Below are 19,868 nucleotides of genomic sequence, written 5' to 3'. Positions count from 1 at the left end.
AGCTGACATGACGGAAGTGGGCATTTCGCTCAGCGGCGTGGCCGTGGCGCTGCTGTTTGCCGCCTGGAGTTCGCACCGCACGCGCTGCGAGCGGCGCGATGTCGTGTTGCTGACGATGCTGGGCACCGCCCTGGGATTGCCGGGCGCGGCCTTGCTGGCGTTGTAGGTCGGATTAGCGCAGCGTAATCCGACGTCACCATATACGCCAACCATGTTGTCGGATTACGGCCCTTCGGGCCTAATCCGACCTACGATAAAAAAAAGCAGGCCGCGTGGCCTGCCTTTCTATCGCTGGCACGCCCGCCTAAGCGGGCGCGTGGCGCTTACTCTTCCTCGTACGAACTGATCGGGGCGCAGCCGCAGAACAGGTTGCGGTCGCCGTACACGTTGTCGGCGCGGCCGACCGGCGGCCAGTATTTGCGCTGACGCAGGGAGGCGACCGGGTAGGCCGCAATTTCACGGCTGTACTTGCGTTCCCAGTTGTCCGACATCAATACCTGTGCCGTGTGCGGCGCGTTTTTCAGCGGGTTGTCGTCATGGTCGAATTCGCCGCTGGCGACCTTGGCGATTTCGCCGCGGATGGCGATCATGGCGTCGATGAAGCGATCGATTTCCACTTTCGATTCGCTTTCCGTCGGCTCGATCATCAGCGTGCCCGGCACGGGGAAGCTCATGGTCGGCGCATGGAAACCGAAGTCCATCAGGCGCTTGGCCACGTCTTCATTGCTGATGCCGGTGGCGTCCGTGATCGGGCGCAGGTCCAGGATGCACTCGTGCGCGACCAGGCCGTCGTGGCCCGAGTACAGCACAGGGTAGTGCGGCGCCAGGCGGCGCGCGATGTAGTTCGCCGCCAGGATCGCCGTCTCGGTCGCTGCCGTCAAGCCTTCCGCGCCCATCATGGCGATGTACATCCACGAAATCGGCAGGATGCTGGCCGAGCCGAATGGCGCGGCGCTGACGGCGCCGATGCCGGCCGCGTCGCGCTGGTAGCCCGAGGAACGCTGGTTCGGCAGGAATTTCGCCAGGTGGGCGCCGACGCCGATCGGGCCGACGCCTGGTCCGCCGCCGCCGTGCGGGATGCAGAAGGTCTTGTGCAGGTTCAGGTGCGACACGTCGCCCCCAAAACTGCCGGGAGCGGCCACGCCGACCAGCGCATTCATGTTGGCGCCGTCGATGTAGACCTGGCCGCCGTGCGAGTGGATGATCTCGCACAGTTCCTGGATGCCTTCTTCAAACACGCCGTGGGTGGATGGGTAGGTGACCATCACGCAAGCCAGGTTGGCGCTGTGCTTTTCCGCCTTGGCTTTCAGGTCGGCCAGGTCCACGTTGCCGTTGGCGTCGCAGCTGGTGACGACGACCTGCATGCCGACCATGTTGGCCGATGCGGGATTGGTGCCGTGCGCCGACGATGGAATCAGGCAGATGTTGCGGTGGCCTTCGCCGCGCGATTCGTGGTAGGCCTTGATCACCAGCAGACCCGCGTATTCGCCCTGCGAGCCGGCGTTCGGCTGCAGCGAGACGGCCGCGTAGCCCGTCAAGGCGCACAGCATCTCTTCCAGCTGCGCGATCATTTCGCGGTAGCCGACCGTTTGCGCATCGGGCGCGAACGGGTGGATGTTCGAGAACTCGGGCCAGGTGACGGGAATCATTTCGCTCGTCGCGTTCAGCTTCATGGTGCACGAGCCGAGCGGGATCATGGTGCGGTCCAGCGCCAGGTCCTTGTCGGCCAGGCTGCGCAGGTAGCGCAGCATTTCGTGTTCCGAGTGGTAGCTGTTGAAGACGGGGTGCGTCAGGTAGGCGCTCTCGCGCGCCAGCTGCGCCGGCAGCGCGCTGGTCACCGCCGCTTCGACGACGTCCAGGTCCGGGGCGGCCGGCGCGTTGGCCAGGCCGTGCGCGAATACTTTCCACAGCAGCGCGATATCGTCGCGCGTGGTGGTTTCGTCGAGCGACACGCCGACGTGGGTGGCGTCGATCTTGCGCAGGTTGACGCCGTGGTGCATGGCCGTCGCGTGCAGTTGCGCCGCATCGGCCACGTTGACGGTCAATGTGTCGAAATAGCTCGCATTGACGACGCCATAGCCGAGGGTTTTCAGGTTGGCGGCCAGCACGCCCGTAAAGCGGTGCACGCGCTGGGCGATCTGCAGCAGGCCGGCAGGGCCGTGGTAGACGGCGTACATCGAGGCCATCACGGCCAGCAGCACTTGCGCCGTGCAGATGTTCGACGTGGCTTTTTCGCGGCGGATGTGCTGTTCGCGCGTTTGCAGGGCCAGGCGATACGCCTTGTTGCCTTGCGCATCGACGGTCACGCCCACCAGGCGGCCCGACATATTGCGCTTGAATTCATCGCGCGTGGACAAATAGCCTGCGTGCGGGCCGCCGAAACCGAGCGGCACGCCGAAGCGCTGGCTGTTGCCGACGACGACGTCGGCGCCCCATTCGCCAGGCGGCGTGAGCATGGTCAGGGCCAGCAGGTCGGCCGCGACGATGACCATGGCGCCATTCGCGTGCAGTTTTTCCACGCCGGCGCGGTAGTCGCGCACGACGCCGTTCACGCCAGGGTATTGCAGCAGCACGCCGAAGCAGGCGTCCAGCGACTCGATTTCCGCCGGATCGAAAGTGCGCACTTCGATGCCGATCGGCTGGGCGCGTGTCTGCACCACTTCCAAGGTTTGGGGCAGCACGTCATTGGCGACGTACAGCACGTTCGATTTCGACTTGCCCACGCGCTGGATCAGGGTCATCGCTTCGGCGGCGGCCGTGCCTTCGTCCAGCATCGAGGCGTTCGAGATGCCCATGCCGGTGAGGTCCGTGATCACTTGCTGGAAGTTCAGGATCGCTTCCAGGCGGCCTTGCGAAATCTCGGGCTGGTAAGGCGTGTACGCCGTGTACCAGGCCGGGTTTTCAAAGATGTTGCGCAGCACGACGCCTGGCGTAAACGTGTTGTAATAGCCCTGGCCGATCAGGGACTTCAATACCTGGTTCTTGCCGGCGATGGCTTTCAGGCGCGACAGGGCTTCCTGTTCCGGCATCGGCTGCGAGTACGCGCCCAGGGGCAGGGCGCCCTTGTTGCGGATGTTGCTTGGCACCAGGGCGTCGATCAGCGCGGCGCGCGATGGATAGCCGAGGGTCGCCAGCATGGCTTGCTGTTCGGTGGCGGAAGGGCCGATGTGGCGGGCGATGAAGGCATCGCGTGCTTCGAGTTGGGTCAGGCTGGTGCGGGTCATGATATAGAGGCCAAAAAAGACTGAAAAACCGGGAGGCGGCGCGCGGGCGCGGCGGCGGGGTATCGCTACAAAATTAAATGCAAACGGGCCGCAAACGCGGCCCGTGAATCAAACGCGATTACGCGCTGGTGGTGGCGCCATAGGCGGCAGCGTCGAGCAAGCCGTCCAGGGCCGACACGTCGGCTGGCTTGATCTTGAACAGCCAGTTGGCGTAGGCGTCGGCGTTGATCGACTCAGGCGAGTTGACGACGTCGTCGTTGACGGCCACGACTTCGCCGGCGATCGGCGCGTAGATGTCGCTCGCTGCCTTGACCGATTCCACCACGGCGGCGTCGTCGCCGGCGCCGTAGCTGTTGCCCACGGTTGGCAGTTCGACGAAGACGATGTCGCCCAGCGCGTCCTGCGCGTACTCGGTGATGCCGACGGTGATGGTGCCGTCGCCTTCAAGGCGTACCCATTCGTGGGAAGCGGTGTACTTCAGGTCTGCAGGAATGTTCATGTGTGGCTCCAGATGGTAAGTGTTCGTTATTGATTATGGTTGTACGGTCTTGCGGGCGGCTCTATAAATACGCTTACGCAGCCAGGATTTTACCGTTACGCACGAAAGGCAGCTTGACGACGGAAGCGGCCAGCTGCTTGCCGCGGATTTCCACGTGCACGGTGTCGCCCACGTTGACGCCGTTCGGCACGCGCGCCAGGGCAATCGCTTCCTGCATGGTGGGGCTGAAGGTGCCGCTGGTGATTTCGCCCGTGGCATCCGTGCCGGCGATGATGACTTTCTGGTGCGCGCGCAGCACGCCGCCTTTTTCGCGCAGGATCAGGCCCACGAATTGCGCGTTCTGGCCTTTCGCCAGCAGGGCGGCCTTGCCGATGAAGTCGCGCTCGCTGACCAGGTCGATGGTCCACGCCAGGCCCGCGTCGAGCGGGTTGACGCTTTCGTCCATGTCCTGGCCATACAGATTCATGCCCGCTTCCAGGCGCAGGGTGTCGCGCGCACCCAGGCCGGCCGGCTTGACGCCGGCGGCAGCCAGGGCGTTCCACAGCGCTTCCACCTGGGTGGCGGCCACGCCGATTTCAAAGCCGTCTTCGCCCGTGTAGCCGGTGCGCGCCAGCATGACTTCGCCGAAGGCCGTGTCCTTGACGATGACGACGTTGAAGGGCTTGATGGCTTCGGACGCGGCTTGCGTTTCCGGCAGCACTTGCCACACCTTGGCGCGCGCGTTCGGGCCTTGCACGGCCACCAGGGCCATCGCGTCTTTGCCATCGCGGCGCTGCGTGATCGTCAGGCCGCTGTTGGTGCCGGTATTTTGCTGCTGCATCCACGCCACGTCTTTTTCAGCCGTGCCCGCGTTGACGACGAGGCGGAACCAGTTTTCGTTGAAGAAGTAGACGATCAGGTCATCGATGACGGTGCCTTCGGCATTCAACATGCACGAGTACAGCGCCTTGCCCGACACTTGCAGCTTGTCGACGTTATTGGCCAGCAAGCCGCGCAGGAAGGCGCGCACATTCGGGCCTTCGATATCGACCACGCACATATGGGACACGTCGAACATGCCGGCGTCGCCGCGCACGGCGTTGTGTTCTTCGATTTGCGAGCCGTAGTTGACAGGCATGTCCCAGCCGCCGAAATCGACCATGCGGGCGCCGAGGGCACGGTGGGCGTTGTTGAGTGGGGTCGCTTTGAGCGTCATGGATTCCTCGGGACGAAGGTAAAGGGGGAAGTTAACAAAACATAGAATAGCCAAACACGGCTTTCCAGCGTGATCACTGACCCCCCTGTCCTTTGTACCTGAGAGATTACGGGGGCTTGCCCCGTGCGCCCCTTCGGTGGGCCGCCGGCATGTGCCGCGGCCGCTCTCCAGAGTTGAGCTGTAGTGTCGCCAAAGCAACAACTTCAGTCCGCCTGATCGGTCCTTTTGCCTGAGAGTTTTTGGGTAGTGCCCCTTCGGCGGCAACGCTGGGTTGCCCTCTCCCGATCAAGTGGGAGGAATATATGCCAGCGGGGTGTTTCTGTCAATCTGTAAAGACGTTGCCAAATTGCAGCAAAAGCCCCGGTTTGCGGGGCTGGCGAGGGGGGTGTTCCGCTGCAAAAGGGCGCCCGGGCGCGCAGGAATGCGCTATGATGAAATCCTGGCTTTCTTGCGGGTGCCTGCCATGAACACTACACAAAGCGAGACGCAAAACAACACCGAGCAGCACGGTTACTTTACCCTCTCGGGCGACGTCAACAGCGACATGGTGCGGCGCGTCTTCAATGCCGCCGCCGACATCACGGAAGACAAGCTCACCACCGCGCACATCCTGATCCAGTCCAACGGCGGCTATGTCAGCGATGGCATCTGTCTGTACAACTTCCTCAGCAAGTTGCCGCTCGACATCATCACCTACAACGCGGGCGCCGTGGCGTCCATCGCCGTCACCCTGTTCCTGGCGGGGCGGCACCGCCATGCCAGCGACACGGCCCGTTTCATGGTGCACAAGTCGCATGCGACCGCCTCGCCCGGTTCGCGCCCCGATGCGCTCAGCATCATCGTCGAGGGCTTGCGCGCCGACGACATGCGCACCGAGCGCATCCTGCGCGGCCACGTCAAGCTGACGGACGAGCAGTGGCAGGTGCACGCATATTCGGACCTGCACCTGACGGCCGACCAGGCGCTGGAAGTGGGCATGGTCGAATCGATCCGCGACTTTGCGCCGCCCAAGGGCAAGCGCCTGACGAATATCTGACGCGCCGCCGGTGCGGCATCCGCGAGATATTTTCATATGGCAATTTCTGAGATGGAAATTGTAATGGAATGTAATTCTTGACCCCAGTTGATGAAAACCCGGGCGCAAGCGGGGCCAGTCGTGGCATAGTGCACGCTGATCATGAAATAAGCGTAGGCACGATGACTTGGTGGAATGGGATTTCTTTTGCGGCCGACATGTCCGTCATGGGGCCGGCTGGCGTGGCGATTGCCCTGTGGCTGCTCGTGTCGCGCCAGTGGCGGCTGGTATTCAGCTGGAGCTTGTGGTACGGCGGCGGCCTGGCCCTCGTGGTGCTGTCGAAGCTGGCCTTCATGAGTTGGGGCGTGGGCAGCAGCACGCTCGATTTTACCGGTTTCAGCGGCCACGCCATGCGCGCCGGCGCCGTGTTTCCCGTGCTGATGTATGTGCTGCTGCAGCGGGCCGAACCGCGCTGGCGCCATACCGGCGTGCTGGTCGGCGTGGCCTTTGCCGTGCTGGTGGCCATTTCCCGCGTGGTCGTGCATGCGCACAGCGTGTCCGAAGCCGTCAGCGGCTGCGTGCTGGGCCTGGCGCTGGCGCTGGGTTTCATGTGGAGCGCCCGTGGCGCCGTGAATTTTGCCGTCAGCCATGCGCTGGCCCTGGCCAGCCTGGCGCTGATGGTGGTGCTGAGCTTCAAGGCCGAACCCATGCCGACCGAGCAATGGCTGCAAAAACTGGCCCTGGTGCTGTCCGGCCATGAGCGCGTTTTTTCCCGCGCGGACTGGAAACTGGCGCAGGATGGCCGTCCTGCCCCCTGATCCGCTGCCGGCAGGCACCTGGCGCGACGGTTTTTTGGCCAGAAAAGCATCAGGAAATGGTATGATGAACCACTTTTTTTGCGGCGAGCGGCCAGGCTGCCGTCGCGATGCGGCATCTGAACTGAACATGAACCGGGTTCACCCATAATATAACCGCCAGCATAGGCCAGGAACTCTAAAACACGTGCGTCTCTCTTCCATCAAGTTGTCGGGATTTAAGTCTTTCGTCGACCCCACCAATTTTCAGGTGCCAGGCCAGCTCGTGGGCGTGGTCGGGCCGAATGGCTGCGGCAAGTCGAACATCATCGACGCCGTGCGCTGGGTGCTGGGCGAATCGAAAGCGTCCGAATTGCGCGGCGAATCGATGCAGGACGTCATTTTCAACGGCTCCACGCACCGTAAACCTGCCGGCCGCGCTTCCGTGGAACTGGTGTTCGACAATAACGACGGCAAGGCCTCCGGCCAGTGGGGCCAGTACGCCGAGATCGCCGTCAAGCGCACCCTGACGCGCGACGGCACCTCCACCTATTACATCAATGGCCAGCCCGTGCGCCGGCGCGACATCCAGGATATCTTCCTCGGCACGGGCCTCGGTCCGCGCGCCTACGCCATCATCGGCCAGGGCATGATTTCGCGCATCATCGAATCGCGCCCCGAAGAATTGCGCGTCTTCCTCGAAGAAGCGGCCGGTGTCTCCAAATACAAGGAACGCCGCCGCGAGACGGAAAACCGCTTGCAGGACACGCGCGAGAATTTGCTGCGCGTGGAGGATATCTTGCGCGAACTCAATGCCAACTTGGAAAAGCTGGAAGCGCAGGCGGCCGTGGCCACGCGTTTCCACGCCTTGCAGGCGGACCAGGAAGAAAAGCAAAAACTGCTGTGGCTGCTGCGCAAGAACGAGGCGCAAAACGAGCAGACGCGCTACTTCCGCGAAGTGGAACAGGCACAGACGGACCTGGAAGAGCAGACGGCCAAGCTGCGCAATGTCGAGCTGACCCTCGAGCAGATGCGCCAGGCGCACTTTGCCGTGGGCGACCGTTTGCATACGGCGCAAGGCCATCTGTACCAGACGAATGCGGAAATCGGCAGCCTGGAAGCGCAGATCAAGTTCGTCATCGAATCGCGTGCCCGCCTGCAGGCCCAGCTGGCCACCCTGACGGCCCAGCGCGACCAGTGGACGCAACAGGGCGGCGAATACCAGGAACAGATCGAAGAGGCGGAATTCCACCTCGAGGAACTGGCCGCCAAGGTGGAACAGTCGCAAATGATGGCCGAGCAGAAGGGCGAGCAATTGCCCGAGCTGGACGCCGCCTGGCGCGCCGCGCAAAACAAGAGCACGGAATCGCGCGCGCGGATTATGCAGGCCCAGCAGCAGCTGGAACTGGAATCGGCGCACCAGCGCAATGCCTCGAACATCCTCGCCAGCCTGCTGACGCGCCGCGAGCGCCTGCAGCAGGAAAAGAACAGCCTGAGTTTGCCCGACAGCAGCCACCTGGAAAATCTGAAACTGCAGCTGGAAGAAAAGCAGCAAACCCTGGAAGAGCAGGGTTTCTACCTGGAAGAAGCGCTGGAGCAGCAACCGAAGCTGGAGCAGGAGCGGGCCGAGGCGCAGGCGCAAGTCAATGCCGAAACGGCGGCCAACGCCCAGCTGGAAGCGCGTCTTTCTGCTTTGAAACAATTGCAGGAACGGGTGCAGACGCAGGGCAAGGTCCAGCCGTGGCTGAAAAAGCACGAACTCGACACCTTGCCCCGTCTGTGGCAAAAGCTGCAGATCGAAGCGGGCTGGGAAGCGGCCATGGAGTCGATCTTGCGCGAGCGCACGTCGGCCCTGCAACTGTCGAATATCGATTGGGCCAAGGCTTTCTTTGCAGACGCGCCGCCGGCCAAGCTGGCCCTGTATGCGCCATCGACCGTGGCGCCGCTGCCCCTGCCGGACGTGCCTGGCCTGAAACCGTTTTTGAACTTGTTGAAACTCAACGATCCCGGCTTGCGCGGCTTGCTGCAGGATTGGCTGTACAACGCCTACGCCGTGGAAGACGCGGCCGAGGCGCTGGCCGAACGGGCGAAATTGCCGCCGGGAGGCTATTTCGTCACGCGCGCCGGCCACGTGGTCACGGCCACCAGCGTGCGCTTCTATGCGGCCGACTCGGAGCAGGAAGGCATGCTGGGCCGCCAGCAGGAAATCGACAATATTGGCAAGCAGTTGCGCGCGCAGCAACTACTGGCCGAAGAGGCGCGCGCCCGTTCCGTGCGGGCCGACGCGGCCGTCGCCACCCTGACGCGCAACCTGTCGGATTTGCGCTTGCGCATACAGCAGCTCACTTCCTCCGTGCATACCCTGCAACTGGACGTGGTGAAACTGTCGGAAGTGGAAGCGCGTTTCAACCAGCGCAGCACGCAGATCGGCGCCGACCTGGCGGAAATTGCCGCGCAGGAAGCGGAGCAGCAGCAGATCAAGGCCGAATCGGAAGAGAAATTCGAACAGCTCGACATGGAGCTGGGCAACTTGCAGGAAGCGCACGAAGACGGCCATACGGACTTCCTGCAGAAGGAACAGCGTCTGGCCGAGGCGCGCGAAGCCTTGCGCGACCTGGAGCGGGCCGCCAAGGATACGGAATACGCGGAAAAAGCCCACCGCGCGAAGATCGAGGAATTGCGCCGCAATATAGCCACGGCCAGTACGCAGGCCCAGCAAGTAACGGCCAGCCTGCAGGCGGGCGAACTGGAGCTGGCCAACCTGGAAAGCGGCGCGGCCGCCGACGGCTTGCAGGACTTGCTCGAGCGCCGCACGACGCAGGAGAAGGCGCTGGCCGACGCGCGCCATGAACTCGATCAGATTACGCAGCAACTGCGGCTGTCCGAAGATGCGCGCACGCAATCGGAACGCAGCCTGCAGCCGCAGCGCGACAAGATCATGGAAATGCAGCTCAAGGAACAGGCCGCGCGCCTGAACCAGGAGCAATTCGCCCAGCAACTGCTGGAATCGGGCGCCGATGAAGCGGCCTTGACGGAAAAACTGCATCCGGACATGCGTCCATCGTATCTGCAGGGCGAAGTGACGCGCCTGACCAACGCCATCACGTCCCTGGGCGCCGTCAACCTGGCCGCGCTGGACGAACTGGCGCAGGCATCCGAGCGCAAGAATTTCCTCGACGCCCAGAATGCCGATCTGACGGAAGCGATCAACACGCTGGAAGACGCGATCCACAAGATCGACAAGGAAACGCGCGACTTGCTGCAAGACACGTTCGACAAGGTCAACCACCACTTTTCCGAGCTGTTCCCCATCCTGTTCGGCGGGGGACAGGCCAGGCTGACCATGACGGGCGACGAGATTCTCGATTCCGGTGTACAAGTCATGGCGCAGCCTCCCGGCAAGAAAAATGCCACCATCCACCTGTTGTCCGGTGGAGAGAAGGCGCTGACCGCGACCGCATTGGTGTTTTCCATGTTCCGCCTGAATCCGGCGCCGTTCTGCCTGCTCGACGAAGTCGATGCACCGCTGGACGATTCGAACACGGAACGCTTCTGCCGCATGGTCAAGCGCATGTCCGACCAGACCCAATTCCTTTTCATTTCGCATAACAAGATTGCGATGGAAATGGCCCATCAATTGATCGGTGTGACGATGCAGGAGCAGGGCGTATCGCGCATCGTGGCGGTGGACATGGAGTCCGCCGCAAATTTTGCAACCGAGGCACAAGCAGCATGACAGACCTTCAAATTACCTTGTTCGGCGCCGGCGGCGTTTTTATCGTCGGCGTTTTCTCGTACAACAAATGGCAGGAATACAAGGCCAAGAAAAGCGTGGAGCGGGCTTTTTCCACCGACCACGATGACGTGCTGATGCGCGAGGGCGACGCCCCTGCGGTGGAAGCCCAGGAACCCGTCTTGCGTCAGGAACCGCGCTTTGACGCCGCGCCCGCCGCCAAGGCCGAACCGTCGTTCGGCGCGCCGCCCGCTAGCGCCGTGCCCGAAGCCCCCGTGCATGCGGAACCGTCGCTCGGCGATGCCGGCTTGGAAGCGCCTGCTGCCGTGGCCGCGCCGCTGCAGCAGGAAGTGAGCGCCGCCAGTGAGCAGGCGACCAGCCTGGTCGACCCGCTCATCGATTGCCTGCTGCCTTTGTCGCTGGAAGCGCCCGTGCGCGGCGACAAGATACTGCCCGTGCTGCAAACCCTGCGCCTGGTGGGCAACAAACCCGTCCACTTCATCGGCTTGCACGTGAATGGCGACTGGGAACCGATCACGCATGGCGGTGTCTACACCAAGATGCAGGGCGGCGTACAGCTGGCCAGCCGCAGCACGGCCCTGAATGAACTCGAATACTCGGAACTGGTCACGCGCCTGCGCGGCGTTGCCGACGAGATCGGCGCCGAGCCGGAAGTGCCCGACATGATGGAAGTGATGGCCGAAGCGCGCAATCTGCACCGTTTCGTCGCCGGTCACGACGCCCAGCTGGGCGTGAACCTGCACACGAATGGCGCGCCATGGGCCATTTCCACCTTGCTGTTCGCGCTGGAAAAACAGGGCTTTGACGTGCGTCCGGACGGCCGTTTCGTCATGCCCGACGGCGAAGGCAGCCATCTGTTCTCGCTGTCGACGAATGTCACCCTGGCCGAGGAAACGACGCCCCGTTTGACACTGCTGCTGGACGTGCCATGCGTGGCGCCCGCGCGCGACGGTTTCGGCGCCATGGTCGCCTGCGCCAAGGCGCTGGTGGGCCGCCTCGACGCCACCATCGTCGACGATTACAACCAGGCCTTGTCCGATGCGGCGCTGGCCGAGATCGCTGGCCAGGTGCAAGAGTTTTACCAGGAAATGGACGCGGCCGACATTCCGGCCGGTTCCACCCGCGCCCTGCGTTTATTTAGCTGAAGAATCCTGCAACAATGACTGATCCGATCAACCAGGATGCCGCAGCGCGGGTCCTGGATCTCACCGCCGAACTCAACCGGCACCTGCACGCCTACCACGTGCTCGACAATCCCACCATCCCCGACGCCGAGTACGACAAGCTGTTCGTCGAACTGCAAACGCTGGAAGCGGCCCATCCCGACTTGCGTACGCCCGATTCGCCCACCTTGCGCGTGGGCGCGGCGCCTTTGCCGCAATTCGAGCAAGTCACGCACACGGTGCCGATGCTGTCGCTGAACAATGGTTTCACCGATGACGATATCATCAACTTCGACCGCCGCGTGCGCGAAGGCCTGGACCTTGATGGTACGGATGTCGACTATGCTGCCGAAGTGAAATTCGACGGCCTGGCCATCAACCTGCGCTATGAGCTCGGCCTGTTCGTGCAGGCGGCGACGCGCGGCGATGGCGCTACGGGCGAAGACGTGACGGCGAATATCCGCACCATTTCCGGCATCCCGCTGCGCTTGCATGGCGACAAGATTCCAGCCGTGCTCGACGTGCGCGGCGAAGTGATGATGTTCAAGGGCGATTTTGCCCGCCTGAACGAACGCCAGCGCGAAGCGGGGCAGAAGGAATTCGCCAACCCCCGCAATGCGGCGGCCGGCAGCCTGCGCCAGCTCGATTCGCGCATCACGGCGCAGCGCAAGCTGCGTTTCTATGCCTATGGCATCGGTGCGCTGGAAGGCGCCGCTATGCCTGCCTCGCATTCGGCCTTGCTGGACTGGTACGAAACCCTGGGCATCCCCGTGTCCAAGGAGCGCAAGGTGGTGCAGGGCGCGCAGGGCTTGCTTGCCTACTACGCCGATATCGGCGCGCGCCGGCCCTCCTTGCCGTATGAAATCGACGGCGTCGTCTACAAGGTGAACGCGACGGAAGACCAGCAGGAGCTGGGCTTTGTGTCGCGCGCGCCGCGTTTTGCGCTGGCGCACAAGTTCCCCGCCGAAGAAGCGCTGACGCAAGTGCTGGGCATCGATATCCAGGTGGGCCGCACGGGCGCCATGACGCCCGTGGCGCGCCTGGCGCCCGTGTCCGTGGGCGGCGTGACGGTGACCAACGCCACCTTGCACAATGAAGACGAAGTGCTGCGCAAGGATGTGCGCGTGGGCGATACCGTCATCGTGCGCCGCGCCGGCGACGTGATCCCGGAAGTGCTGAGCGTGGTGCTGGATAAACGCTTGGCGCCGGCGCCGCTGCCGTTCAAGATGCTGGAAGCGTGCCCCGTGTGCGGCTCGCACGTGGTGCGCGAAGAGGGCGAGGCCATCGCCCGCTGCTCGGGCGGCCTGTTCTGCTCGGCGCAGCGCAAGGAAGCGTTCCGTCATTTCGCGGGCCGCCGCATGATGGATATCGAAGGTCTGGGGGAACGTTATATCGATACCCTGGTCGAACTCGAATACGTGCATGGCCTGGCTGACCTGTACAGCCTGACCCTGGATAAATTGCTGGAAATGAAGCTGCGCGCCGACGAGCGCGACGGTTCGACGCCGGAAACAGTGCAACAAGGCAAGATTCCCACCAAGTGGGCGGAAAATCTGCTGGCAGGCATCGAGGCCAGCAAGCGCCCGCCGCTCGAGCGTTTCCTGTTTGCGCTGGGCATCCGCCACGTGGGCGAATCGACGGCCAAGACCTTGGCCGAGTGGTTGGGCAGTCTCGATTATGTGCGCCGGGCGCCGGCCGCCTTGCTGCGCGTGCTGCCCGACATCGGCGGCACAGTGGCCGTGTCGATTGCCGATTTCTTTGCCGAAGAAAAGAACCAGCAGGCGTTGCAGGCATTGCTGGACGCTGGTGTCACGCCGCAGGGCGAACACGCGCCCAGCGCCAAGCTGCGCGCGCAGCTCGAACAAACCACCTTGCTGGCCGCCATCGGTATTCCGAAGCTGACGGAGCCGCGCAGCAAACAGCTGGTGGAGCGGGGCGTGACCCTGGCCAGTCTGGCGGCGCAGGGTGCCAGCTTCCACGCGGGCTTGCCCGCCGCCGTGGCCGAAGCGCTGGCGCAATGGCTGGCCGATGAGGGCAATGTCAAGCTGCTTGGTCAACTGGACGCGCTACGAAATGAATTACTGTCACAATTGCCTGAAATGCCAGCTGCTGGCGGCAAACTGGACGGCAAGACCTTTGTGTTGACGGGCACTTTGCCCAACATGAGCCGCGACGAGGCTGCGGAGTTGATCGAGGCGGCCGGCGGCAAGGTCAGCGGTTCCGTGTCGAAGAAAACCGCTTACGTCGTGGCCGGTTCGGACGCCGGCAGCAAGCTGGCCAAGGCGCAGGAGCTGGGCGTGGCCATACTCGACGAGGCTGGTCTGCTGACCCTGTTGGCGCAAGACTAATCATTCATTACAGAAGACCCATGAAAAAAATCAGAAAAGCAGTCTTTCCCGTCGCCGGCCTGGGCAGCCGTTTCTTGCCTGCGACCAAGGCGCAACCGAAGGAAATGTTGCCCATCGTTGACAAGCCATTGATACAGTACGCGGTCGAGGAAGCCGTGGCCGCGGGTATCACGGAAATGATCTTCATCACGGGCCGCAACAAGCGCGCCATCGAAGACCATTTCGATACGGCCTATGAGCTCGAGTCTGAACTGGAAGCGGCCGGCAAGCGCCAGTTGCTGGAAATGGTGCGAAACGTCATTCCCAAGCACATCAATTGCATTTACATCCGCCAGTCGGCGCCGCTTGGCCTCGGGCATGCCGTGCTGTGCGCGCGTCCCGTGATCGGCGACGAGCCGTTTGCCGTCTTGCTGGCCGACGATTTCATGGATGTGGAAGAGGGCGTGCGCCCCGTGCTGGCGCAGATGGCCGATGTGTTCCAGTATGAAAACTGTTCCCTGCTGGCGGTGCAGGACGTGCCGCGCGCGGAAACCAGGCAGTACGGTATCGTCAGCGCCCAGCATTATCAGCCTGACCTGGAGCTGGTGTCGGGGATCGTGGAAAAACCCGTGCCGGAAGAGGCGCCGTCGACCCTCGCCGTGGTCGGCCGTTATGTGCTGACCAGCCGCATCTTCGAGCACCTGGAAAAAATCGGTACGGGCGCCGGCGGTGAAATCCAGTTGACGGACGGCATCGCCGCCCTGATGCGTGAAGAGCGCGTGCTGGCTTACCGTTACAAGGGGCAGCGTTATGATTGCGGCTCCAAGCTCGGTTATCTGAAGGCAACGACAGCGATGGGCATGAAACACCCGGAAACGGGCGCGGCCTTTCGCACTTACCTGCAAGAACTGCAATCGACACTGGACGCAAAATGACGGTACGTGAAATCCTGAAGATGGGCGATCCGCGCCTGCTGCGGATGGCCGAGCCCGTGCGTGAATTCGATACGCCCGAACTGCATGCCTTGATCGCCGACATGTTCGACACCATGCACGCGGCCAATGGCGCAGGCCTGGCGGCGCCGCAGATCGGCGTCAACCTGCAGCTGGTGATCTACGGCTTCAAGCAGAACCTGCGCTATCCCGACGCGCCGCAAGTGCCGGAAACCGTGCTGATCAACCCCGTGCTGACGCCTTTGTCGGAACGCAAGGAAGAGGGTTTTGAAGGCTGCCTGTCCGTGCCCGGCCTGCGCGGTAGCGTGCCGCGCTGGAGCGAGCTGCACTACGAAGGCGTCGACCAGTTCGGCCAGCCCATCAGCCGCGACTGCGACGGCTTCCATGCGCGCGTGGTGCAGCATGAAGTGGACCACCTGCACGGCATCCTGTATCCGATGCGTATCGTCGACTTCACGCAGTTCGGTTACACGGAAGTGATGTTTCCCGATTTGGATCCGAACGACGACGATTGATCGGCACCTGAGAAGACGTCCATGGCGGGGGCGTCCGGGGTCAGACCCCCGGATGCGTTAGCGCAAAGCTATGTGTTGGCGGTGTTGAGGGTCTGACCCCAGTACTAAACTAGCGCACCTTGCGGCTGCTGCCCAGGTTATCGAGCAATGCCTTTAGCTCATCCTGCATGGCATCCGTCAGGTTCAGGAAGCGGCAGCCGATCTGCACCTGCTCGCCCAGCAGGAAGGAGCGGAAGGTGCGCGACAGGCGGATTTCCAGGTCGGCGATCATGACCTTGTCCGGCCCCAGTTCCAGGCGCACGCGCGACAGCTTGCGGCCCACATACAGGCCTACCGTGTCGCGCGGATGGGCGCGCATGCCGATGCCGCCGGCCGAGAAATCATACAGCTGCAATTCATATGGACGGCCCTCGAGCACGAAGGCGGCCAGGTAGTACACGCCCAGCGGTGTTTCCAGGCGGGCCGATTCGCGCCGCTCCAGGACCAGGCAATGGCTGGGAAAGTTCGTCAGGTAGACGTTCGGCCGCTCGGGATACGCTTGCCATTCGCCATTGATGGTGAACTGCAGTTTGGCGTTTTGTACCCACGACACAAACGTGGCGCCGCCAGGCGGCAGGGTCGCACCTTCATTGAGTTCCAGCACGAATTGCGGCAAGTCATCGTCAACGGACAGGACGCGCCCCAGGATGAGGTCTTCGCCGCCAGCCGGGTAGATGGAGATGGCGTCGCCGTTGTCAGCCAGGCTGCACAAGGTTTCGCCGATATCCCACGGATCGCTCATATGGTGCGGCTTGGTGCCGGGGGCCATCGGCTCGGCCACGTCAGCCAGACTGGGCGCGCCCTTGCGCAGGGGATTGGGGATGGGATCGTTCACGACAGCGTATCTCTTTTGTTCTAATGGGGAATAGTGTATAGGTTTAAGGCAATATTTACTAAGTAAATCACAATAATTGATTTTATATCACTATATTCCTGTTGCTTATGTATGCAGGCCTGGCATGCCGCCTTGACGTCGCCGCTTAAAACTGTTCGTCTGCGCTCAAATAACGCCATTGGCCGGTCGGCAAGTCGCCCAGTTTGACCTTGCCGATGCGCACGCGTTTCAAACCCAGCACCTTCAGGCCCACGGCTTCGCACATGCGGCGGATCTGGCGTTTCTTGCCTTCGCGCAAGGTAAAGCTCAGCTGGTCTTCGTTTTGCCAGCGCACCTTGGCCGGCAACAGCGGCTTGCCGTCGAGCCACAGGCCGTGGTTGAGCTTTTTCAGCTCGCTGTCGGGCAGGGTGCCGCCCTTGGTGTAGCTCACGCGCACCAGGTATTCCTTGTCGATGTCGGTATCGTGGCCGATCAGCTGCTTGGCCACGCGGCCGTCCTGCGTCAGGACCAGCAAGCCGACGGAATCGATGTCCAGCCGTCCCGCTGCCACCAGGCTGCGCAGCTGGGTCGGATGGAATTGTTCCGGGCTGCGGTCTTCCGCCCAGCGGTTTTCCGCCTTGATCAGGGCCACGGCGGGCGTGTAGCCGTCTTCGGCCTGGCCGCTGACGTAGCCGACGGGTTTGTTGATCAGCACGGTGACGCGCTTCGATTGCTCGGCCGCCGCCTGGCGTTCCACGGTGACTCTCTGGCTCGGATAAACCTTGCTGCCCAGTTCGGACACCACCTTGCCATCCACGCGGACCCAGCCGCGGGCGATCCATTCATCGGCTTCGCGGCGCGAGCACAGGCCCAGTTCGGACATGCGTTTGGACAAGCGTAATAATTCTTCGGTCATGTTGTTTCAGTTTCAGTAAGGGTAGGCGCTGCGCGGAAAGCTTACACTTTCAGCGCATCGAGTAAATCGGTTTCCAGCAATATCTGGTTGCGGGCATTGTTGAGCGCGGGGCCGTCGACGAGGAAGACGTCTTCGACCCGCTCGCCCAGGGTCATGATCTTGGCCGTGTGCAAGTTGATGCGGTACTTGGTCAGCACGTTGGCGATCGCGTACAGCAGGCCCGTGCGGTCGTTGGCGGCCACCGACAGCAGGTAGTACTGGCCTTTTTCATCGGGCCGCAGGTCCACCGTCGGCTGGAAGGGGAAGGTGCGCGACAGGCGCGACAGCCGTCCCTTGCCCGGCGGCGGCAGCGGCGTTTGCGACTGCAGCAGCTCGCCCAGCTCATGCTCGATCAGGCTGATGATGTCGCGGTAGCTCTTGGCGAAGTTTTGCTCGGTGACGAGGAAGGTGTCGAGCGCATAGCCATTTTTCGTCGTGTGGATCTTCGCGTCGAGGATGCTGAAATTCTTGCGGTCGAAATAGCTGCAGATGCGCGCGAACAGGTCGGGCTGGTCGGGAATGTACACGGCCACCTGCAAGCCTTCGCCGATGGGCGCCAGCCGGCATTTTACCACCGGCAACTTGCTGTCGAGCTTGTCATACAGCGAGCGCGTCTGCCAGGCGATGTCGGACGCGTCGTGGCGCAGGAAATACGCCACGTCCAGCTGTTGCCACAGTTTCAGGTGCGCATCGGGCGGCAAGCCGTACAGGCGCAGGGTGGCCAGCGCTTCCTGCTGGCGGTTTTTGAGCTCGCGGTCGGCCGTGTGCGGCTCGCCGCCCAGCACGCGCAGGGTGATCTTGTACAGGTCTTCCAGCAGCTTGCCCTTCCAGGCATTCCACACTTTCGGGCTGGTGCCGCGGATGTCGGCCACCGTCAGCAGGTACAAGCCCGTCAGGTGGCGCTCGTCCTTGACCACTTTCGCAAAGGCGGCGATGACGTCGGGATCGGACAAGTCCTGCTTTTGCGCCACTTGCGACATGGTCAGGTGATTTTCCACCAAGAAAGCCACCAGTTCCGTGTCCTCGGCAGACAGGCCGTGGTCCTGGCAGAACTGGGTGGCGTCGGCCACGCCCAGTTTCGAGTGGTCGCCGCCGCGGCCCTTGGCGATGTCGTGGAACAGGGCCGCCACGTACAGCAGCCACGATTGCGAGAAATCGGCCATCAGCTGGCTGCAGAACGGATATTCGTGCGCGTGTTCGCTCATGGTGAAGCGGCGCATGTTGCGCACCACCATCAGAATGTGCTGGTCGACCGTGTACACGTGGAACAGGTCGTGCTGCATCTGGCCCACGATGCGGCGGAAATTCGGCAGGTAACGCCCCAGGATGCTCATCTCGTTCATGCGCCGCAGCGCGTGGATGATGCCGACAGGGGCTTGCATGATGCGCAGGAACAGGGCGCGGTTGACGGGATCCTGGCGGAAGGCGGCGTCGATCTTGAAGCGCGCGTGCCACAGGGCCCGCGTGGCGCGCGAGGTCATGCCCTTCAGGGCCGGGCGCTCCGTCATGAGCACGAAGACTTCCAGCATGGCCGATGGATATTGCTCGAACGTGTCGTCGGCGCTGATGTCGATCAGGCTGTTGACTTCATTGAAGCGCTCGTTGATGGGCACGGCCACGTCGTCCTGCGGGAACAGCCGCGCTTCGATGTTTTGCAGCAAAATCGTGTTGAGCTGGGTCACCGTCTTGGCGGCCCAGTAGTAGCGTTGCATGAGGAATTCGCTGGCACGGCGCATGTGCGGCCCGCTGCCCGTCGCTTGCAGGCCCAGCGATTCGGCGATCGCCGTCTGCACGTCGAACACGAGACGGTCTTCGCGCCGCCCCGCGTGCAGGTGCAGGCGCACGCGGATATCCTTGAAGGCGCGCTCCTTTTCCATTAGCTGGCGCGCTTCCGTCAAGGTGATCAGGCCGCCCGTGGCCAAGGTGCGCCACGAGTTCGCCAGGCCGGCCGCTTTGGCCACCCACAGGATGACCTGCAGGTCGCGCAGGCCGCCCGGGCTTTCCTTGCAATTCGGTTCCAGGCTGAAAGCCGTGTCTTCGTACTTGGCATGGCGCTGGCGCATTTCCGCCGTTTTTGCCTGGAAGAAGGCTTGCGGATCCATGGCCGCGTCATAGCGCTGCTGCAATTGCGCGAACAGGTCCGCGTTGCCGCACACGAGGCGCGCTTCGAGCAAGCTCGTCTGCACGGTGATGTCGGCCTTCGATTCGACCAGACATTCATCGACCGTGCGGATGCTGTGGCCGATTTCCAGGCCCAGGTCCCACAGCAGTTGCACCAGTTCCTCGAGCTTTTCCTGCGTGGCGGCGTCCGGCGATTGTTGCAGCAGGATCAGCAGGTCGACGTCGGAATACGGAAACAGCTCGCCCCGGCCATAGCCGCCCACGCCCACCAGGGCCGTGCCTGGCGGCAAGCCCGCTTCCTGCCAGGCCCGCGCCAGCACGCCATCGACGCTGTGGCGCAGGCTGCGCAGCAGTTTTTCAGGCTTGCCGTCGGCCTGGAAGGCCGCAATGACGACCTGGCGGTCGGCTTTCAGTTGCTGTTTCAGCTGTTCCCGAACTTGCTTTTTCATCTGGGCCCTGGGTGGCGGTGGGTCGGGTGGGGTCAGGCTTGATTAATGACG

The 19,868-nt window shown here is 62.9% G+C and carries 14 protein-coding genes and 2 riboswitches; of the genes, 8 read left to right on the top strand and 6 right to left on the bottom strand.

The features are described from left to right. The first annotated feature begins 7 nt into the window (after positions 1–7). Positions 8–166 (top strand): hypothetical protein, encoded by a 159-nt coding sequence (locus OX462_RS16045; RefSeq protein WP_162995629.1) that lies wholly within the window; start codon positions 8–10, stop codon positions 164–166. Positions 167–323: 157 nt separating this feature from the next. Here the strand turns inward: OX462_RS16045 and gcvP are convergent, their stop codons facing one another. The 3 genes from gcvP to gcvT all read right to left on the bottom strand — a co-directional run bounded on the left by gcvP (position 324) and on the right by gcvT (position 4,918). Continuing rightward, on the bottom strand, positions 324–3,224 hold the full coding sequence (gene gcvP / locus OX462_RS16040; protein WP_409026538.1) for an aminomethyl-transferring glycine dehydrogenase: 2,901 nt from the start codon (positions 3,222–3,224) through the stop codon (positions 324–326). 118 nt (positions 3,225–3,342) lie between these two features. Continuing rightward, entirely contained in the window at positions 3,343–3,723 is a 381-nt protein-coding gene (gene gcvH / locus OX462_RS16035; RefSeq protein ID WP_070221532.1) for a glycine cleavage system protein GcvH, read from the bottom strand. Between the two features lie 73 nt (positions 3,724–3,796). After that, positions 3,797–4,918 carry a glycine cleavage system aminomethyltransferase GcvT gene (gene gcvT / locus OX462_RS16030; protein WP_409026537.1) on the bottom strand — a complete coding sequence of 374 codons (1,122 nt, stop codon included), beginning with the start codon at positions 4,916–4,918 and terminating at the stop codon, positions 3,797–3,799. Between the two features lie 75 nt (positions 4,919–4,993). After that, a riboswitch (glycine riboswitch) is annotated at positions 4,994–5,099 on the bottom strand. Between the two features lie 26 nt (positions 5,100–5,125). After that, positions 5,126–5,212, bottom strand: a riboswitch (glycine riboswitch). Positions 5,213–5,381: 169 nt separating this feature from the next. Here gcvT and OX462_RS16025 point away from each other — a divergent pair. The 7 genes from OX462_RS16025 (at position 5,382) to def (ending at position 15,439) form a co-directional block, all read left to right on the top strand. Next, the gene (locus OX462_RS16025) at positions 5,382–5,954 is read left to right on the top strand and encodes an ATP-dependent Clp protease proteolytic subunit (RefSeq protein WP_070221578.1); all 573 of its coding nucleotides are present in this window, start codon (positions 5,382–5,384) and stop codon (positions 5,952–5,954) included. A gap of 161 nt (positions 5,955–6,115) precedes the next feature. Continuing rightward, positions 6,116–6,751 carry a phosphatase PAP2 family protein gene (locus OX462_RS16020; protein WP_409026536.1) on the top strand — a complete coding sequence of 212 codons (636 nt, stop codon included), beginning with the start codon at positions 6,116–6,118 and terminating at the stop codon, positions 6,749–6,751. A 184-nt stretch (positions 6,752–6,935) separates the two neighbouring features. Beyond that, the gene (gene smc, locus OX462_RS16015) at positions 6,936–10,463 is read left to right on the top strand and encodes a chromosome segregation protein SMC (protein ID WP_409026535.1); all 3,528 of its coding nucleotides are present in this window, start codon (positions 6,936–6,938) and stop codon (positions 10,461–10,463) included. Then, entirely contained in the window at positions 10,460–11,626 is a 1,167-nt protein-coding gene (locus tag OX462_RS16010; RefSeq protein WP_409026534.1) for a cell division protein ZipA C-terminal FtsZ-binding domain-containing protein, read from the top strand. Before smc ends, OX462_RS16010 begins: the two co-directional genes overlap by 4 nt. A 14-nt stretch (positions 11,627–11,640) precedes the next feature. Beyond that, positions 11,641–13,992, top strand: a complete 2,352-nt coding sequence (ligA, locus tag OX462_RS16005) for an NAD-dependent DNA ligase LigA (RefSeq protein ID WP_409026533.1) — start codon at positions 11,641–11,643, stop codon at positions 13,990–13,992. 20 nt (positions 13,993–14,012) lie between these two features. After that, positions 14,013–14,906: a UTP--glucose-1-phosphate uridylyltransferase GalU gene (gene galU / locus OX462_RS16000; RefSeq protein WP_409026532.1), complete on the top strand. Its 894-nt coding sequence runs from the start codon at positions 14,013–14,015 to the stop codon at positions 14,904–14,906. After that, positions 14,903–15,439: a peptide deformylase gene (def, locus tag OX462_RS15995; protein WP_034752265.1), complete on the top strand. Its 537-nt coding sequence runs from the start codon at positions 14,903–14,905 to the stop codon at positions 15,437–15,439. The genes galU and def overlap by 4 nt, the downstream gene beginning before the upstream one ends. A gap of 109 nt (positions 15,440–15,548) precedes the next feature. Here the strand turns inward: def and OX462_RS15990 are convergent, their stop codons facing one another. The 3 genes from OX462_RS15990 to OX462_RS15980 form a co-directional block, all read right to left on the bottom strand. After that, positions 15,549–16,313: a flagellar brake protein gene (locus OX462_RS15990; RefSeq protein ID WP_083287073.1), complete on the bottom strand. Its 765-nt coding sequence runs from the start codon at positions 16,311–16,313 to the stop codon at positions 15,549–15,551. Positions 16,314–16,458: 145 nt separating this feature from the next. Then, positions 16,459–17,208 (bottom strand): pseudouridine synthase, encoded by a 750-nt coding sequence (locus tag OX462_RS15985; RefSeq protein WP_034752263.1) that lies wholly within the window; start codon positions 17,206–17,208, stop codon positions 16,459–16,461. Positions 17,209–17,249: 41 nt separating this feature from the next. After that, positions 17,250–19,817, bottom strand: coding sequence for a [protein-PII] uridylyltransferase (locus tag OX462_RS15980; protein WP_230505603.1), 2,568 nt, complete (start codon positions 19,815–19,817; stop codon positions 17,250–17,252). Positions 19,818–19,868 lie beyond the last annotated feature (51 nt).

This window comes from Janthinobacterium aestuarii, assembly GCF_046113285.1.
Taxonomy (GTDB): Bacteria; Pseudomonadota; Gammaproteobacteria; order Burkholderiales; family Burkholderiaceae_D; genus Janthinobacterium.
This window is presented reverse-complemented; position numbering and strand designations above follow the sequence as displayed.

Coding starts and splice junctions, on each gene's coding strand:
- OX462_RS15985 (WP_034752263.1), bottom strand. CDS start 17,208: ATGACCGAAGAATTATTACGCTTGTCCAAACGCATGTCCGAACTGGGC.
- OX462_RS16045 (WP_162995629.1), top strand. CDS start 8: ATGACGGAAGTGGGCATTTCGCTCAGCGGCGTGGCCGTGGCGCTGCTG.
- gcvH (WP_070221532.1), bottom strand. CDS start 3,723: ATGAACATTCCTGCAGACCTGAAGTACACCGCTTCCCACGAATGGGTA.
- OX462_RS16010 (WP_409026534.1), top strand. CDS start 10,460: ATGACAGACCTTCAAATTACCTTGTTCGGCGCCGGCGGCGTTTTTATC.
- ligA (WP_409026533.1), top strand. CDS start 11,641: ATGACTGATCCGATCAACCAGGATGCCGCAGCGCGGGTCCTGGATCTC.
- def (WP_034752265.1), top strand. CDS start 14,903: ATGACGGTACGTGAAATCCTGAAGATGGGCGATCCGCGCCTGCTGCGG.
- gcvP (WP_409026538.1), bottom strand. CDS start 3,224: ATGACCCGCACCAGCCTGACCCAACTCGAAGCACGCGATGCCTTCATC.
- OX462_RS16020 (WP_409026536.1), top strand. CDS start 6,116: ATGACTTGGTGGAATGGGATTTCTTTTGCGGCCGACATGTCCGTCATG.
- gcvT (WP_409026537.1), bottom strand. CDS start 4,918: ATGACGCTCAAAGCGACCCCACTCAACAACGCCCACCGTGCCCTCGGC.
- galU (WP_409026532.1), top strand. CDS start 14,013: ATGAAAAAAATCAGAAAAGCAGTCTTTCCCGTCGCCGGCCTGGGCAGC.
- OX462_RS15980 (WP_230505603.1), bottom strand. CDS start 19,817: ATGAAAAAGCAAGTTCGGGAACAGCTGAAACAGCAACTGAAAGCCGAC.
- OX462_RS16025 (WP_070221578.1), top strand. CDS start 5,382: ATGAACACTACACAAAGCGAGACGCAAAACAACACCGAGCAGCACGGT.